Origin of the sequence: Rhodococcus sp. NPDC058505 (assembly GCF_042720095.1) — a bacterium.
GTDB lineage: Bacteria > Actinomycetota > Actinomycetes > Mycobacteriales > Mycobacteriaceae > Rhodococcus_G.
In genome coordinates, this window is sequence record NZ_JBHXNB010000009.1 from 65,687 (window position 1) to 81,907 (window position 16,221).

Here is a 16,221-nt window from a genome sequence, read left to right on the forward strand (position 1 = left end):
ACATGCGCAGCAGTGCCGTCCGGAACCGGATCGCGGTGGCCGCCGCCTGCGCGCTGGTCGGGGCCAGCGCCGCGTGTTCGACGCAGGAGGACCAGGTCCCCTCGATCGGGTATGCCGTCGACAACGTCGTCAGCACGTACAACGCGAACACCGTCGCCGGCGCCGCCGACGGTGCGCGGCAGGCGTTCGTGCGGGTGCTGACCGGCTTCAGCTACCTCGGCCCGGAGGGCACCGCCCTGTCCGACGGTGACGTCGGCTCGATGCTGACCGCGCCCGGCGACACCCTGACCGTCGCCTACCGGATCAATCCGGACGCCGTCTACTCCGACGGTGTCCCGGTGACCTGCGACGACATGGTGTTGGCCTGGGCTGCGGGCAGTGGACGGTACCCGCAGTTCCACGCGGCAAGCCGGGCAGGCTACGCGGACATCGACCGGGTCGACTGCGCGCCGGGCGGCAAGGACGCGACGGTCGTGTTCAAGCCGGGCCGCGCGTTCGCCGACTGGCGCGGGCTGTTCGGGGCGACCGCACTGATGCCCGCGCACGTGGCGGGACGGGTCGCGAACGTGCCCGACGTCGTCGGCGCACTCAACGGCGGCGACACCGAAGCGATCGGCAGGCTCGCCGAATTCTGGAACACCGGCTGGGCCCTCACCCCGGGACCGGCGGACCCGGCGCTGTTCCCGTCGTCGGGGCCGTACCGGTTGGACTCTGTCGGCCCGGACGGCGAGGTGGTCCTCGTCGCCAACGACAAGTGGTGGGGGAACAAGCCGGGCACCGACCGGATCGTGGTGTGGCCGAAGAACTCCGACCTTCCCGCGCGGCTGTCCGCCGGTGAACTCGACGTGATCGACGTCGGCGCGGGCTCGATCGACGGGCTGGCCCCGGGGGACGGCTTCACCACGACCACCGCGCCGTCGCGCAGCAGCGAGCAGTTCGTGCTCGCGACCGGCGGGGTGTTCGGGTCGGCGGACGCGCGGCGCGCGTTCGCGTCGTGCGTGCCGCGGCAGAGCCTGTTCGACGAGTACGGCCACCCCGGCTTCGACATCGCGTCCGGGCTGGGATCGGGTGTGCTGAACTCGCGGATCGCGCAGCCGGACATGCTGATCTATCCGACCGCGGCGGGCGTGGTCGGAGACCGCTACCTGCAGCCCGACGTCGACGCCGCGCGGTCCGCCCTCGCGGCGTCGGGTCAGGGGCCGATCACCGTCCGGGTCGGCTATCTCGCCCCGGATGCGCGCCGCGCGCAGATCGTCGCCGACGTCGCCGCGGCGTGCGCGCCTGCCGGGATCACCGTCGAGGACGCGGGATCGCCGGACTACACGCCGGGCGCGCTCGGCGCGGGACAGGTCGACGCCGTGCTCGGCGGGACCGGGTCCGCGCAGGGCGCGGCGGGACTGGACTCGGTGGTGCCGCCCGCGTATTCGCTCGCGGCGGGGAACGGCACCAACATCGGCGACTTCCGCAACGGCCGGGTCACCGAGATCGCCGACCAGTTGGCGGTCGACACCGCCGAGGGCAGCCGGCTGAACCTCACCACGGAGGCCGAGAACATTCTGTGGACCGAGATGCCGTCGCTCCCGCTGTTCGCGGCGCCGCGCGCCACCTCGATCGCCGCGGGGATGCACGCGGCGGTACCGAACGCGACCGTCGCCGGGGCCGGGTGGAACATGGACCGGTGGATACTTCTCCGGTGAGCACCGACCGAACCGACCTGGCGTCCGCCGACGTCGCCCGCCTGATCCGCTGGGTGGATGACTTCCCCGAGCCAGGGGTGCGGTTCGCGGACCTGACCCCGGTGTTCGCCGACGCCGCCGCGTTCCGGGACGTGGTCGATGCGATGGCCGCGCTCGCGGACGGCGTCGACCTGGTCGCCGGCATCGACGCCCGCGGCTTCCTGCTCGGCGCAGGCGTCGCCCGGGCACTCGACGCCGGGGTGCTCGCGGTCCGGAAGGCGGGCAAGCTGCCGCCGCCGGTGCTGTCGCAGTCCTACGGGCTCGAGTACGGCACCGCGACGCTGGAGATCCCGGCGGACGGCATCGACCTGCGCGGGCGCCGGGTGCTGGTGATCGACGACGTCCTCGCGACCGGCGGCACCCTCGGTGCCGCGGCGGAGCTTCTCGAGGCGGCGGGTGCCGTCGTCGTCGCGATCGCGGTGGTCCTCGAGATCGAGGGGCTTCGCGGACGCGGTCGCCTGCCGGACCGCCCGCTGACCTCGTTGCTGCGGGTCTGAGGGCTAAAGTTGGTGCGGGTGAGCAGTTCGAATCGGTAGGGAGGTGACGGATGTGACGCAGAACCTCGACAGGTCCGGGTCCGGGGGTACGACGCCGAACGACGCGTCCGCGCAGGCGGTTCCGACCTCGGCGTCGCGTCGCGTCCGGGCCCGGCTGGCCCGCCGGATCACGGCACAGCGCAACACCACGATCAGGCCGGTGCTCGAACCGCTCGTCGCGATCCACCGCGAGCTGTACCCGAAGGCGAACCTCGCCACGCTGCAGCGCGCCTACGACGTCGCCGAGGAACGGCACGCGCACCAGAAGCGCAAGTCCGGCGACCCGTACATCACCCACCCGCTCGCCGTCGCGACGATCCTCGCCGAACTCGGCATGGACACCACCACCTTGATCGCGGCGCTGCTGCACGACACCGTCGAGGACACCGGCTACTCGCTCGAGCAGCTCACCGGCGACTTCGGGGAGGAGGTCGCGCACCTCGTCGACGGGGTCACCAAGCTGGACAAGGTGGTGCTCGGTCACGCCGCCGAGGCGGAGACCATCCGCAAGATGATCATCGCGATGGCCCGCGATCCGCGGGTGCTGGTGATCAAGGTCGCCGACCGCCTGCACAACATGCGCACGATGCGGTTCCTGCCGCCGGAGAAGCAGGCCCGCAAGGCTCGCGAAACACTGGAAGTGATTGCGCCGCTTGCGCATCGGCTGGGTATGGCGACCGTCAAGTGGGAGCTGGAGGACCTGTCCTTCGCGATCCTGCACCCGAAGAAGTACGAGGAGATCGTGCGGCTGGTCGCGGACCGCGCGCCGTCCCGGGACACCTATCTGGCGAAGGTGCGGGCCGAGATCAACGCGACCCTGTCCGCGTCCCGGATCAGCGCGACCGTCGAGGGCAGGCCCAAGCACTACTGGTCGATCTACCAGAAGATGATCGTCAAGGGCCGCGACTTCGACGACATCCACGACCTGGTCGGCGTCCGGATCCTGTGCGACGAGATCCGGGACTGCTACGCGGCGGTCGGTGTCGTGCACTCGCTGTGGCAGCCGATGGCGGGCCGGTTCAAGGACTACATCGCCCAGCCCAGGTACGGGGTGTACCAGTCGCTACACACCACCGTCATCGGCCCGGAGGGCAAGCCCCTTGAGGTGCAGATCCGCACCCGCGAGATGCACCGGACCGCGGAGTTCGGCATCGCCGCGCACTGGCGGTACAAGGAGACGCGCGGCAAGCACGGCTCCGACACCGCCGAGGTCGACGACATGGCGTGGATGCGTCAGCTGCTGGACTGGCAGCGGGAGGCCGCCGACCCGGGCGAGTTCCTCGAATCGCTGCGCTACGACCTCGCGGTCAAGGAGATCTTCGTCTTCACCCCGAAGGGCGAGGTGATCACGCTGCCCGCCGGGTCGACCCCGGTCGACTTCGCGTACGCGGTGCACACCGAGGTCGGGCACCGGTGCATTGGCGCCCGCGTCAACGGCCGCCTCGTCGCGCTCGAACGGACCCTGGAGAACGGTGAGGTCGTCGAGGTGTTCACCTCGAAGGCCGCGAACGCCGGACCGAGCCGGGATTGGCAGACGTTCGTGGTGTCACCGCGGGCGAAGGCGAAGATCCGGCAGTGGTTCGCGAAGGAACGCAGGGAGGAGGCCCTCGAGGCGGGCAAGGAGGCCATCGCCAAGGAGGTCCGGCGGGGCGGGCTGCCGCTGCAGCGGCTGCTCAGCGCCGAGTCGATGACCGCGATCGCGCATGAACTGCGGTACGCCGACGTGTCCGCGCTGTACACGGCGGTCGGCGAGCACAACGTCTCCGCGCAGCACGTCGTGCAGCGCCTCGTCGCGCAGCTCGGCGGCGTCGGCGCGGTGGAGGAGGAACTCGCCGAACGGTCCACGCCGTCGACGATGCCGATGCGGCCGCGGCGCGGCACCGACTCCGGTGTCCTGGTTCCCGGCGCGGAGGGCACCGTTGCGAAGCTCGCGAAGTGCTGCACCCCGGTGCCCGGCGACGAGATCATGGGGTTCGTCACCCGCGGCGGCGCGGTCAGCGTGCACCGTACCGACTGCACCAACGCGTCGTCGCTGCGCGGGCAGTCGGAGCGGATCATCGAGGTGCAGTGGGCGCCGTCGGCGTCGTCGGTGTTCCTGGTCGCGATCCAGATCGAGGCGCTCGACCGGCACCGGCTGCTCTCGGACGTGACGAAGGCCCTCGCCGACGAGAAGGTGAACATCCTGTCGGCGTCGGTGACCACCTCGGGGGACCGGGTCGCGATCAGCCGGTTCACCTTCGAGATGGGCGACCCGAAGCACCTCGGGCACGTGCTCAACGTGGTCCGCAACGTCGAGGGCGTGTACGACGTCTACCGGATGACCAGCGCGGCCTGAACGCGATCGGCTCGGTTCAGGCCGCGCGGCGTCACTCAGCCGACGGTGGCCGTCTCGATCTGCACCGGGGTGTTCGGCTTGCCGCCGCCCGCGGACATCGACCCGTCGTCGCCGGCCGCGGCGACCTTCTCGACGGTGGCGAGGCCCTCGTCGGAGATGGTGCCGAAGACGGTGTACTGCGGCGGCAACACCGAGTCCGCGTACACCAGGAAGAACTGGCTGCCGTTGCTGCCCGGCTGCCCGGAGTTCGCCATCGCCACCGTGCCGCGCGGGTACCGCATCGGCTGCTGCCCGGCCGGGTCGTCCGCGCCGTACACGGTGGTCGGGTACTCGTTGTCGAAGCCGTAGCCGGGTCCGCCGGTGCCCTGCCCGGTCGGGTCACCGCACTGCAGCACCTGCAGCCCGGGGCTGGTGACCAGCCGGTGGCACGGGGTGTCGTCGAAGTAGCCCTGCTCGGCAAGCGACACGAACGAGTTGACCGTGCACGGGGCCTCCGCGCGGTCCAGGGTCAACCCGATCGGGCCCTGCGAGGTGGTCAGGGTGACCGCGGCCGTCCCCACGGTCGAGACGTCCGTCGTCGCGGGCGGCTGCACCGGCTTCGCGGCCTGCCGCGACGTCGACGGGTACTCGCAGGACACCGTCGACGCTGCCGCCGCCGGGACCGCGGGCAGCGCCGGGTACACCGACATGTCCACCTCCGGCTGCGCCGTCCGGGCCGCGGCCGACGTCGTCGACGCGGCGGCGTCGGTTCCGGTGTCGTCGGACGAACAGGCGACGGCGGTCAGCGCGAGGCCGACGCCGGCCGTCGCGGCGAGGGTGCGGATCAACGGGGTACGCATCATGCGGCCACCGTAGCCGTCTGGATCTGCACGGGGGTGTTGGGCTTGCCGCCGCCCGCGGACATCGAGCCGTCGTCACCGGCGGCGGCGATCTTCTCGACGGTGGCGAGGCCCTCGTCGGAGATGGTGCCGAAGACGGTGTACATCGGCGGCAGCGGGGAGTCGTCGTACACCAGGAAGAACTGGCTGCCGTTGCTGCCGGGCTGGCCGGTGTTGGCCATCGCGATCGTGCCGCGCGGGTAGGTCACCGGCTGGTCGATCGTCGGATCCTCCGGGCTGTACTGGTCGGTGGGGAACTCGTTGACGAAGCCGTAGCCCGGCCCGCCGGTGCCCTGCCCGGTCGGGTCGCCGCACTGCAGGATCTTCAGGCCGACGGTGGACAGTCGGTGGCAGGGGGTGTCGTTGAAGTAGCCCTGCTCCGCCAGCGAGACCATGCTGTTGACCGTGCACGGTGCCTTCGCCCGATCCAGGTTCAGGCCGATCGGCCCCTGGTCGGTGGCCAGGTCCACGGTGACGGTGCCCTCGGTGGAGACCGCCGTCGCGTTCGGCACGGTCGCCTGCTTGGCCGGGGTTTGCCCGTCGGGAATGTAGGTGCAGTCGACGGTGGCGGGCAGCGCCTCCGCGCGGGCGGTGGGCAGCGCGCCCGGCGTTGGCTGCTCGGTGGGTTCCTGACCGGCGTCGGCGGCGGTGTCGACGGAGTCGTCGGAGCGGGTCAGCCCGAACACCACCGCACCCGCCGCGACCACGACGACGGCGCCGAGGACGGACACCGCGATCGTCATCCGCTTGCGTTTGCGTTCCCGCTCCGCCCGTCGCTCGAGCTGTCGCTCCAGCTTGCGTTTCGCTGCCTGGCGACGCTGCTCATTGCTTGGCACTGCTGGCTACCTCCGGATCTGGACCCACACGTGCGGCGCCGGTTTCGGCGCCGAATTTGTCGGTGACCGAGTCTGCCACCCGAACCTGTGAAACGGCGCCGCTGTCGTAACACATAGGCTGTGCGGCGGACCTGTCCCATCACCTCGAGGAGCGATTGCCGTGCTCGTCACCGGATTCCCGGCCGGCGCCTTCCAGACGAACTGCTACATCCTCGCGCAGGACGGCGCGAGCGAGTGCCTCGTCGTCGACCCCGGACAGAACGCGGCGGAACCGCTGATCGAGTTCCTCGGCAAGCAGTCCCTGACCCCCGCAGCGGTGCTGCTCACGCACGGGCACCTCGACCACACCTGGTCGGTGCAGCCGGTGTGCGAGAAGTTCGGGATCCCCGCCTACATCCATCCCGAGGACCGCTACATGCTGTCCGACCCGCTGCGCGGCACCGGTGCAGCGCTGTCCGCGATGATCGGGGACGCCGAGTTCCGGGAGCCGTCCGAGGTGATCGACCTCGCGGACGGCGACGTCCTCGACCTCGCGGGCATCACGATCACCGTCGACCACACCCCCGGCCACACCCAGGGCTCGGTGGTGCTCCGCACGACGGTCGGCACCGAGCACGGCGTTGTCCCGCTGGCCTTGACCGGCGACACCCTGTTCGCCGGGTCGATCGGCCGCTCCGACCTGCCCGGCGGCAACCACGAGCAGCTGCTCGCGTCGATCGCCGCCAAGCTGCTGATCCTCGACGACGCGACCGCGGTGCTCCCCGGCCACGGCGGCGCGACATCGATCGGGCAGGAGCGGGCGTCGAACCCGTTTCTGGTTGGACTGTCCGGGTAGCGGTAGGGAAAAGTAGGCATCGTGAGCAAGTCCAGAAACAGCGCGTTCTCCGCCCCCAAGGGCGTCCCCGACTACGTGCCGCCGGTGTCGGCGGAGTTCGTCGCCGTCCGCGACGGGCTGACCCGGCCCGCCCGGCTCGCCGGGTACGGCCACATCGAGCTGCCGATCTTCGAGGACACCGGCCTGTTCGCGCGCGGTGTCGGCGAATCCACCGACGTGGTCAGCAAGGAGATGTACACCTTCGCCGACCGCGGTGACCGGTCGGTGACGTTGCGGCCGGAGGGCACCGCGGGCGTGATGCGCGCCGTCATCGAGCACGGACTCGATCGCGGGCAGCTGCCGGTGAAGCTGAGCTACGCGGGCCCCTTCTTTCGGTACGAGCGCCCGCAGGCGGGCCGCTACCGGCAGCTGCAGCAGGTGGGGGTCGAGGCGATCGGTGTCGACGACCCGGCCCTCGACGCCGAGGTGATCGCGATCGCCGACGCCGGCTTCCGCGGGCTCGGGCTCGACGGGTTTCGGCTCGAGATCACCTCGCTCGGCGACGACACCTGCCGCCCGCAGTATCGGGAGCTGCTGCAGGAGTTCCTGTTCGGGCTCGACCTCGACGAGGACACCCGGCGGCGCGCGGAGATCAACCCGCTGCGGGTCCTCGACGACAAGCGCCCGCACATCAAGGAGCTGACCGCCGACGCACCACTGATGCTCGACCACCTGTCGCAGGAGGCGAAGGCGCACTTCGACGAGGTGCTGGCGCACCTGGACGCGCTGGGCGTGCCGTACACGATCAACCCGCGGATGGTGCGCGGACTCGACTACTACACGAAGACGACGTTCGAGTTCGTGCACGAGGGCCTCGGCGCGCAGTCCGGGATCGGTGGCGGCGGACGCTACGACGGCCTGATGGCGCAGCTCGGCGGACAATCGTTGTCCGGCATCGGGTTCGGACTCGGTGTCGACCGCACGATCCTCGCGTTGCAGGCGGAGGGCAAGACGGCGGCGACGCCCGCCCGCTGCGAGGTGTTCGGCGTGCCCCTCGGCGCCGAGGCGAAGGGCACGCTGGTGGTCATCGCCGCGCAGCTGCGGTCTGCGGGCATCCGCGTCGACCTCGCCTACGGTGGGCGCGGCGTCAAGGGCGCGATGAAGGCCGCGGACCGTTCCGGCGCGAAGCTTGCCCTCGTCCTTGGCGAGCGGGACATCGAGGATGGGGTGATCGGCGTCAAGGACCTGGCGACCGGGGACCAGCGTCAGGTGTCGCTCGATGCCGTTGTCGCCGAGGTGGGTTCGGTCCTTGCCGGCAGCTGACGGCGGGTCGGTCGACCTGGACCTGGTGCCAGCGCGCCTGATCACGCCGCGGCTGCGCCGGCTGGCGGTGTTCGCGTTCCTGCTGGGGGTGGTGGTCGGTGCGATCGTCGGTGTGTTCACCTCGGTCGCCGTCGGCGCCCTCGTCGGGTCGCTGCTCGGTGTTCCGACCGCGCTGTCCGCGTTGGCCGCGACCCGGCGCCGAACATCGATGACCGACACGGTGATTCATGCCCACTCCGGTCTCCGCGCGGTGTCCGTCGACGTCGCGCGGGCGGTGAGCGCGGAACTGCTGGTGCGCAGCGGCCGGGTGTCACAGGTCGCGCTGCGGGTAGGGGACGGCGACCGCCGGGTCACCGTCCCGCTGGCGCTGTACACCGCCGACGGCGGCCGCGAGCTCGAGGTGCTGCCGCTGCGCGCGCTGGCCGACGGGCTGGTGTCGGGGGAGCTGGCGCCCGCGGTCGCGATGTCCACGGTGCTGATCGCGCAGCTGCGGGCCGAGGCCCGCGGGGCTGGCCTGGAGGAGCGGCCGCTGTACCGGGCCGTGCAACTCGCCAGGGAAGCGAACCGCGTCCCGCAGACCGTCCTCACCGACGAGGAGGTCGTGCGGCTCACCGACTGATCGGTGTGCAGCACGAGCTCTCGTCGGTGGGCGGCGGCAGGGTCAGAGCGCGATCAGCGCCGTGCTGAAGAACAGTGACTGCGTGAACAGAACCCAGTCGTTGATGATGTGGGCACCGATCGACACCGTCAAGTTCTTGGTGCGAATGTAGGCCAGCGTCAACACCAGTCGGGCGCCGCCGATGACGATGAGCGCCTGGGCGAAGTTCCAGTCGTAGGTCGGCAGGTGCGCGGCTCCAAACCACACCGCGCTGATCAGCCACGCGAGCACGATGGCCGTCGTGCGCGGCAGCTTCCCCTTCGTGACGAGGAAGTACAGCAGCGCGAGGAACGGGATGATCGTGAACAGTTCCTCGCCGACCAGCTGGATGCCGGTGCCCGCGTAGAACGCAACGTAGTCGAGGGCGCCCCAGCCGTCGGAGCCGTCGACGGCGGGATTCTCGGCGGTCCCGAACAGGGCCTTGACGATCAGGGCGAGGATCGAGGTGACGACCAGGTTGAGGACGGCGAACCCGATCATCGTGCGCACGTCGGCGCCGTTCACCTTCCGGAACAGCGCCTTCCACTGGTCGCGAGCCAGGTACGCCAGTGTGCCCAGCGGGATCGCGACGAACAGGATCCGCGGTAGCAGGGCGACGAGGGGAGTCGACTGGGGGAGGGTGACCAGGGCAGCGAACCCGACGGCGACCGAGATCCACAGCAGGATCCACTGCTGCACGGTGAAGCCGACCGGGACGCCGGTGTAGTAGGGGAAGTCCTTGCCGTCGCGGCGCTCCACAAATTTGCCGAACCGGTCGCTCGGGGCGGCGTGGCGGACGGGTGCGGGGCGAGCACTCGATGGGTCGCTCACGGATGTGCCTCTCGTCCAAGGGATGTGTCGGCTACATCATCACGGCTCACGCCTCATAATCGGGTGACCGTCCCGCCGTGTCCGCCACCGCGTCGGGCGCGGCGAGCCGGTCGAGCACCGCGGACAGCCGGTGCATTGCCTGGAGTGTGCTAGCCAGCTCGTCCGGGTCGAGCTCCCGCGTCAGCCGCCGCGCGAATGCGCGGTGTGCCGGGTCGATCCGGCGCACCGCCCGGCGGCCCTCCTCGGTGGCCGCCACCAGTTTGGCGCGGCGATGGGCCGGGTTTGGCCGGTACTCGGCGAGACCGCGGTCCACGAGCAGGTTCGCGATCCGCTGCACCGCCTGGCGGGTGATGCCCATGTCGCGGGCGATGTCGGCCACCGGCTGGGGCCGCGGCAGTACCGCGCCGAGGACCTGCCACCAGGCGGCGGTGAGGCCGACCGGTCGCGTCAGGTCCTCGGCGACGGCAAGGAACTGCCCGTTGAGGCGGAACGACGCCAGCGCGAGGCCACTGAGGAGCTGTTGGTGGGGGAGCTCAGTCACCGGTTGGCCAGCGCGTAGAAGCCTGCCGGGTCGCGCAGGCCGTATAGGGCGAACCAGGCGTCGAGCACGTCGGGCTCGTACAGGTCGAGGCGGCGGAAGATCTCCCGCGCGAAGTGGACCGGTGCGATGCCCGACGCGGTGATCAGGTCGCGGTCGGTGACCGCGGGTTCGTCTCGGTAGCGGGATCCGCCCGCGTAGCCGACGCCGTCGAGGAATTCGGCCGCGTTGCTGGTGTGGGCGTGCTCGTCGAGGAGTCCGGCGAGGGCGAGGCCGCCCGTTGCGCCGCAGATCGCCGCGACGGGGACGCCCGCCCGCAGGAACTCGCCCGCCTTCTCCGCGAACGGCGTGAACGTGTCGGTGTTCCAGATGTTGTTGCCCGCGAGGATCAGCATCGCGCTGCCGCGCGGGTCGAGGTCGTCGAGGGTGGTGTCGGGCAGCATCCGCAGGCCGCCGGTGGAGGTCACCGGTGCGGTGGTCGCGCCGACGGTGGCGACGGCGTACCGGCCGGGGGTCTTCTGCCATTCCGGATTGTTGATGTGGTCGATGGCGTAGCCGATCTCCCAGTCGACGAACGTGTCGTAGAGGGCGACGTGCACGGTGTCAGTCATGACAACAGACTGTCAATATGACAAGGCGTTGTCAAGGGTGTTGGGTGTTGGGTGCTGGTCGGGTCAGAACGGTGCCGGCTCCTCGCGGGCGGTGGGCCGGGTCGGGTCCGTGAGGTCGACCTCGATCGGCGTCGCCGGGACGACGACGGACGGGCCGGGTCGCGGGTGGGCGTCGATGACGTAGCGGAGGTCGGCCTCCACCCCGCGGCCGTGGTGCGGGTCGAAGAGTCGGTCGAGGGTGAGCGGGTCGGTGAGGGTCAGGCCGTACGACTCGGCGAGGTTGCGGTCGGCGGCGCCCACGGTCGCGGTGTCGTCGCTGAAGGCGCCCGCGGGGTCCGTGGTCGCGAATTCCCCGGTCGGGGCGGTCCATTCGAGCCGGCCGCCGCCAAGTTGTCGAACCGTCCAGAGTCCGCTCGTCTTGAGGCGGTGGTGGCGCCGGCACAGGCAGGCGAGGTTCTGCTCGACGGTGCGGCCGCCGCGCCCGGGGTCGGCATGGTCGAAGGGGACGGTGTGGTCGAGGTCGCAGGTAGCGGCGCGGGCGCTGCAGCCGGGGAACCGGCAGGTGCCGTCGCGGGTCCGCACGATCTCGGCGAGGCGCGCCGAGGGGCGATAGGTCAGCTGCTCGCGGCGGTGCGCGGTGCGTTCGCGAATCGCGGTCGGGGTGATTCCGGCGGCGCGCAGGGCGCGCCCGATCCCGACGACGGCACCGTGCGGGAGGCTGCCCGCGCGGCGGCGGGCGAGCCAGGCATCATCGGAAACCGGTTCGGGCGCAGGGGTGTCCGGCGGGTGGAATGGCTCGCCGCGGTCGGGTGCGGGTTCCGGCGTCGGTTCGGTCCCGGTGTGTCCGCAGAGGGCGTCGAGGATCGCCTCGCGGTCGGCGTCGGTCAGGGTGAGGACCCGCCGCCAGGTGCCGTCGGCGGACAGCTCGCGTGCGAGGTCCGCGTCGATCCAGCCGTGCCCGGCCAGATACCCGGGGAGATCGTCGAGGCTGAGGAGGGTGGTCAGGTTCACGCCGACATGGACGGTGGTCGGGGGCAGCGGCCGCGCCGTGAACGACGGTGCTGCGGCGTGATGCGTCGGTGTGGTGCACTCGCTGCTCGTTCGGCCGGCGGCGGTGCAGTCGGTGCGGCCGCAGCGGCAGTCTAGGTACGGACTGTCGGTGGCGAGGGCGAGCAGGGCGTCGGCGCGGCGCTGCGCGAAGCTGCGGGGATCGTCGGCGCAGACGTCGAAGCACATCGACCGCAGTCGCATTGCGATGATCTGCCCGGCGGGGCCGGGGAGGGTGCCGTCGACGGTGCACGTCCCGTCCTCATTGGCGTGGAACCGGATGTCGCGATCGGCCTCGGCCTGCTGCCTGCGGCGTGTTGCCGCATCGGGATCGTGGCGGGCGATCAGGCGGCGCGCCTTGGCCCGCAGCTTCGTGGTGTTCAGGGTGTCCGACCCATCGAGGAGTAGTCGCTCGATGTGGTCCACCCGGTCCGGGGAGACGTTGGTGAGGGCGTCGGAGATGGTCTGCGCGCGGGCCTGGTCGATGGCTCCCGCTGCGAATGCGGCTGAGGTGGCGTGCAGTCGCCAACGCAGGTCGACCCCGAGGCCGATCACCCGGTGCGCGGTCGGCTCGGTCCACCGATAGACCAGGCCGACCTCCGCGGCGGCGAACTCGCCCTGGAATGCGTCATTGCAGCCCCGCTTCGCATCGGCCGCGCACCGCGCCAGGTAGACGGTGGCGACGGCGTCGACCTCGAGGAACTGTGCCCGCGCGATCGCCGCGTGCTGCTCGCGGAGTACCGCCGACCACTCGACCTCGGGAACGCCGGCCAGAACCCCCGACGCCGGTGCCGAGTCTCGCGGTGTCGCGTCGTCCCGCGGTGTCGAGTCTCGCTGTGTCGAATCCCCCGAATCGAACATGCGTACGAGTGTAACGGGGGGTGGGCCTCGGGTCGAGGATGCTTCGCCAGCCGTACCATGTGGTCCCGCTGCCGCCCGCGATGGTGGTCAGCTGAGTGCCCTTCTGATCCGGTCCGCGACGGCGCTCGCCTCGGCATGGTCGACATATCTCGTTCGGGGCCAGAAGAAGCCGCGCAGGCCGTCCCCCGTGGTGCGGGGCACGATGTGCACGTGCAGGTGCGGCACCGACTGCGACACCGTGTTGTTGATCGCGACGAACGATCCCTGTGCGCCCAGGCCAGCGACCATTGCCGCGGACAGCCGTTGTGCGGCGGTGAACACCGGCGAAATCAGGTCGGCGGGCAGATCGGCCAGCACCGGGACGTGGGTGCGCGGCACCAGCAGGACGTGGCCCGCGAACACCGGCCTGTGGTCGAGGAACGCCACCGTGTCCGCGTCCCGGTGGACGATGTGCGCGTCGATTCGGCCGTCGGCGATCCCGCAGAACAGGCAGTCGCCCGGCGCTGTTCGCGCCCCCGGCGGATCGGTGATCATGGGTCCATCCTGCGCCCCGGAGATGGTGGCTGTGGCTACTCGCCGGCCGGCACTCGACGTGGCTGCCCGCTGCTGCCATCGTTGAGGGAGGGAGTTGAGGAGGCGACCATCATGGATGCGAAGACGTGGTCGGTGACCATGGAGATCGACGAGCACGACGGACGGACGCGCGCGAAGGCGCGGCTGCACGCGGAGGGGAGGCCGGACCTGGTCGGCGTCGGCTTGGCCCGGCTCAACCCGGCCGACCGCGACGTGCCCGCGATCGGTGACGAGCTCGCGACCGCGCGTGCGCTTGCGGACCTGTCGCATCAGCTGATCGATGCGACCGCGGCCGACATCGAGAGCATCACCCACCGGAAGGCGCTGCTGTACGCGTAGCTGCCCGGGAAGCGAATTCCCTGCCAGGCTTGACTCGACCTAGAACGAATGTTCGACTATGGGTCATGCGGTGGCAGGGACAGACGCTGGAGGCCGTCGAATCGGACGTCGAGGACGGCGCCCTCCCCGGTCTGGCGCGGGCCGGGCTGGTGCGCAGCGTGCAGACCCCCGAGTTTGACGGCGTCACCTTCCATGAGGTCCTGTGCAAGTCCGCGCTGAACCGGGTGCCGGACGGGTCGCCACTGCCGTTCCGGTTCACCGTCAACACCTTTCGCGGCTGCACCCATGCGTGTCGCTACTGCTTCGCCCGGCCGACCCACGAGTACCTCGACCTCGACGCGGGTGCGGACTTCGACACCCAGCTGGTCGTCAAGGTCAACGTCGCCGCGGTGCTGCGCCGCGAACTCGCGCGCCGATCCTGGAAGGGGGAACCGGTCGCGCTCGGCACCAATACCGACCCCTACCAGCGCGCCGAGGGCCGCTACCGGCTGATGCCCGGCGTCATCACCGCGCTCGCTGAGTCGGGGACACCGTTCTCGATCCTCACCAAGGGCACCCTGCTGCGGCGCGACCTGCCACTGCTCACCCTCGCAGCCCGTCAGGTCCCGGTCTCACTCGCGGTGTCGCTGGCAATCGGCGACGCGGACCTGCAGCGGGCGATCGAACCGGGCACCCCGTCGCCGCGGGCCCGGCTCGACCTGATCCGGGCGATCACCGATGCGGGCTTCGACTGCACGGTCATGGTCGCGCCGGTCATGCCGTATCTCACCGACTCGACCACGCACCTGGACGGCCTGCTCGGTGCGATCGCGGAGGCAGGCGCGACCGGTGTCACGGTCATCCCGATGCACCTGAGGGGCAGCACTCGCGGGTGGTTCCTGAACTGGGTGGCCGACCACCATCCGGCGCTGATCCGCCGATACCGGCAGCTCTACGGGCGCGGCGCCACCGTCACCCCCGAGTATCGGGCATGGCTGCGAGACCGGGTGACGCCCCTCGTCGAGCGGTACGGACTCGGTGGCGCGGCCCCGCGTCCGCCGGCGCCTGCCGCGCAGCCACCGGAACCGGTCGGCGCTGGCGCGCAGGCGCTGACACTGTTCTGAGCGCGGGGTAGATTCCGGACACCGGCACGAACCATCCGACGGCGGAGGGTGCGATGAGCGAGGACCGTGCGGCGGGTCGGCGGGCGAATCTCCGCTGGCTCCGGCTCGCGATCGTCTACGTTCTCCTCGCGATCGCCGCCTATCAGATGTCGGGCTGGCTGTTCCACAATCTGCGCGGATTCCTCGGTCTGCTGTTCCTGGCGTGGCTCGCGAGCGTCACCATCGAACCGGTCGTCGACTGGTTCGAACGGAAGGGGCTGCGGCGCGGCGCGGGCACCGGCATCGTGCTGGTCGCGGTGATCCTGTTCGCGATCGGATTCGTCGCGGTCTTCGGTGCCCTCCTCGCTGAACAGTTGGCGCAGCTACTGACCGCGCTGCCCGACGCGCTGTCTCGGGTGACCGACTGGGCCAACCGCACGTTCGGAACCGACTTCGCGACCGGCAAGGATCTGATCAAGATCACCCCGGAGACGGTCCGGGACCTCGCCCAGAAGTACACCCCCAGCGTCCTCGGGGTGGTGTCGTCGCTGGTCGGCGTCGTGTTCCAGGGACTGACTCTGCTGCTGTTCGTGTTCTACATGTCCGCGGAGGGCCCGCAACTGAGGCGGACCATCTCCAGTTGGTTCCCGGCGCGGCAGCAGGAGATCATCTCCACGGTGTGGTCGATCTCGGTCGACAAGGCGGGCGGCTACGTGGTGTCGCGGCTGATCCTTGCCGCCGTCAGCACGGTCGCCACCGGGATCTTCCTGATGCTGATCGGGGTGCCCTACTGGCTGCCGTTGGCGATCTGGACGGGGGTCGTCTCCCAGTTCATCCCGACCCTCGGCACCTACCTGGCGATCGCGTTGCCCGCGATCATCGCGGCGGCCCAGCAGCCGATGGACGGGGTGTGGGTGGTGGTGTTCGGGACCGCGTACCAGCAGGTGGAGAACTACCTCCTGCATCCCCGGATCACGTCGAGGACGGTGTCGATCCATCCGGCAGTGGCCTTCGGCTCGGTGATCGTCGGGGCGTCGCTGTTCGGCGCCGTCGGCGCGCTGGTGTCGGTCCCAGTGGTCGCCGTCATCCAGGCGATCGTCGAAACCTACGGGCGCCGTTACGAACTCGTTCATGAGCGGCCGGACGGCGCGGATTCGACCTGACGCCGAGCGTGGGGACGACTGCTTCCACCTTCAACCTATAGCGCACCCGGGGGCTTGCCGCAAGGCCCGGGGTGCGGCGCA

General features: G+C 70.7%; 16 protein-coding genes. 9 read left to right on the top strand and 7 right to left on the bottom strand.

Translation table 11 applies throughout. The features are described from left to right. Positions 1–2 precede the first annotated feature (2 nt). Genes ACFWPA_RS09460 through ACFWPA_RS09470 form a run of 3 tightly spaced genes read left to right on the top strand, consistent with a single transcriptional unit; the run spans position 3 to position 4,607 of the window. On the top strand, positions 3–1,697 hold the full coding sequence (locus tag ACFWPA_RS09460; protein WP_378506234.1) for an ABC transporter substrate-binding protein: 1,695 nt from the start codon (positions 3–5) through the stop codon (positions 1,695–1,697). Further along, positions 1,694–2,233, top strand: a complete 540-nt coding sequence (locus tag ACFWPA_RS09465; protein WP_378506235.1) for an adenine phosphoribosyltransferase — start codon at positions 1,694–1,696, stop codon at positions 2,231–2,233. The genes ACFWPA_RS09460 and ACFWPA_RS09465 overlap by 4 nt, the downstream gene beginning before the upstream one ends. A gap of 52 nt (positions 2,234–2,285) precedes the next feature. Next, positions 2,286–4,607, top strand: coding sequence for a RelA/SpoT family protein (locus ACFWPA_RS09470; RefSeq protein ID WP_378570059.1), 2,322 nt, complete (start codon positions 2,286–2,288; stop codon positions 4,605–4,607). 35 nt (positions 4,608–4,642) lie between these two features. On the opposite strand, the gene ACFWPA_RS09475 is transcribed toward ACFWPA_RS09470, so the two are convergent. Both ACFWPA_RS09475 and ACFWPA_RS09480 read right to left on the bottom strand, forming a co-directional pair. After that, positions 4,643–5,449 carry a peptidylprolyl isomerase gene (locus tag ACFWPA_RS09475; protein ID WP_378506237.1) on the bottom strand — a complete coding sequence of 269 codons (807 nt, stop codon included), beginning with the start codon at positions 5,447–5,449 and terminating at the stop codon, positions 4,643–4,645. Then, positions 5,446–6,321, bottom strand: a complete 876-nt coding sequence (locus ACFWPA_RS09480) for a peptidylprolyl isomerase (protein ID WP_378570060.1) — start codon at positions 6,319–6,321, stop codon at positions 5,446–5,448. Before ACFWPA_RS09480 ends, ACFWPA_RS09475 begins: the two co-directional genes overlap by 4 nt. A 160-nt stretch (positions 6,322–6,481) precedes the next feature. Between ACFWPA_RS09480 and ACFWPA_RS09485 the strand changes: the two genes are divergently transcribed. The 3 genes from ACFWPA_RS09485 to ACFWPA_RS09495 are packed head-to-tail and all read left to right on the top strand — an operon-like array spanning position 6,482 to position 9,077. Then, positions 6,482–7,156: an MBL fold metallo-hydrolase gene (locus ACFWPA_RS09485; protein WP_378570061.1), complete on the top strand. Its 675-nt coding sequence runs from the start codon at positions 6,482–6,484 to the stop codon at positions 7,154–7,156. Positions 7,157–7,177: 21 nt separating this feature from the next. Then, the gene (gene hisS / locus ACFWPA_RS09490; RefSeq protein ID WP_378570062.1) at positions 7,178–8,458 is read left to right on the top strand and encodes a histidine--tRNA ligase; all 1,281 of its coding nucleotides are present in this window, start codon (positions 7,178–7,180) and stop codon (positions 8,456–8,458) included. Next, a complete protein-coding gene (locus ACFWPA_RS09495) occupies positions 8,445–9,077 on the top strand; it encodes a hypothetical protein (protein WP_378570063.1) in 633 nt (210 codons plus the stop codon). The genes hisS and ACFWPA_RS09495 overlap by 14 nt, the downstream gene beginning before the upstream one ends. Positions 9,078–9,119: 42 nt before the next feature. On the opposite strand, the gene ACFWPA_RS09500 is transcribed toward ACFWPA_RS09495, so the two are convergent. The 5 genes from ACFWPA_RS09500 to ACFWPA_RS09520 all read right to left on the bottom strand — a co-directional run bounded on the left by ACFWPA_RS09500 (position 9,120) and on the right by ACFWPA_RS09520 (position 13,517). Next, positions 9,120–9,926: a CPBP family intramembrane glutamic endopeptidase gene (locus tag ACFWPA_RS09500; RefSeq protein ID WP_378570064.1), complete on the bottom strand. Its 807-nt coding sequence runs from the start codon at positions 9,924–9,926 to the stop codon at positions 9,120–9,122. Between the two features lie 46 nt (positions 9,927–9,972). Further along, entirely contained in the window at positions 9,973–10,467 is a 495-nt protein-coding gene (locus ACFWPA_RS09505; protein WP_378506243.1) for a MarR family winged helix-turn-helix transcriptional regulator, read from the bottom strand. Then, the gene (locus tag ACFWPA_RS09510) at positions 10,464–11,075 is read right to left on the bottom strand and encodes a DJ-1/PfpI family protein (RefSeq protein WP_378570065.1); all 612 of its coding nucleotides are present in this window, start codon (positions 11,073–11,075) and stop codon (positions 10,464–10,466) included. Before ACFWPA_RS09510 ends, ACFWPA_RS09505 begins: the two co-directional genes overlap by 4 nt. A gap of 63 nt (positions 11,076–11,138) precedes the next feature. Then, complete coding sequence (locus tag ACFWPA_RS09515; protein WP_378570066.1) at positions 11,139–12,983, bottom strand: DUF222 domain-containing protein; 1,845 nt, start codon at positions 12,981–12,983, stop codon at positions 11,139–11,141. Positions 12,984–13,070: 87 nt separating this feature from the next. Further along, positions 13,071–13,517: an HIT family protein gene (locus ACFWPA_RS09520; RefSeq protein WP_378506246.1), complete on the bottom strand. Its 447-nt coding sequence runs from the start codon at positions 13,515–13,517 to the stop codon at positions 13,071–13,073. A gap of 111 nt (positions 13,518–13,628) precedes the next feature. Between ACFWPA_RS09520 and ACFWPA_RS09525 the strand changes: the two genes are divergently transcribed. The 3 genes from ACFWPA_RS09525 (at position 13,629) to ACFWPA_RS09535 (ending at position 16,140) form a co-directional block, all read left to right on the top strand. Continuing rightward, complete coding sequence (locus ACFWPA_RS09525) at positions 13,629–13,895, top strand: DUF1876 domain-containing protein (protein ID WP_378506247.1); 267 nt, start codon at positions 13,629–13,631, stop codon at positions 13,893–13,895. A gap of 65 nt (positions 13,896–13,960) precedes the next feature. Further along, the gene (locus tag ACFWPA_RS09530; RefSeq protein WP_378570067.1) at positions 13,961–14,998 is read left to right on the top strand and encodes an Rv2578c family radical SAM protein; all 1,038 of its coding nucleotides are present in this window, start codon (positions 13,961–13,963) and stop codon (positions 14,996–14,998) included. Between the two features lie 53 nt (positions 14,999–15,051). Then, positions 15,052–16,140 (top strand): AI-2E family transporter, encoded by a 1,089-nt coding sequence (locus ACFWPA_RS09535; protein ID WP_378506249.1) that lies wholly within the window; start codon positions 15,052–15,054, stop codon positions 16,138–16,140. Positions 16,141–16,221: the final 81 nt, after the last annotated feature.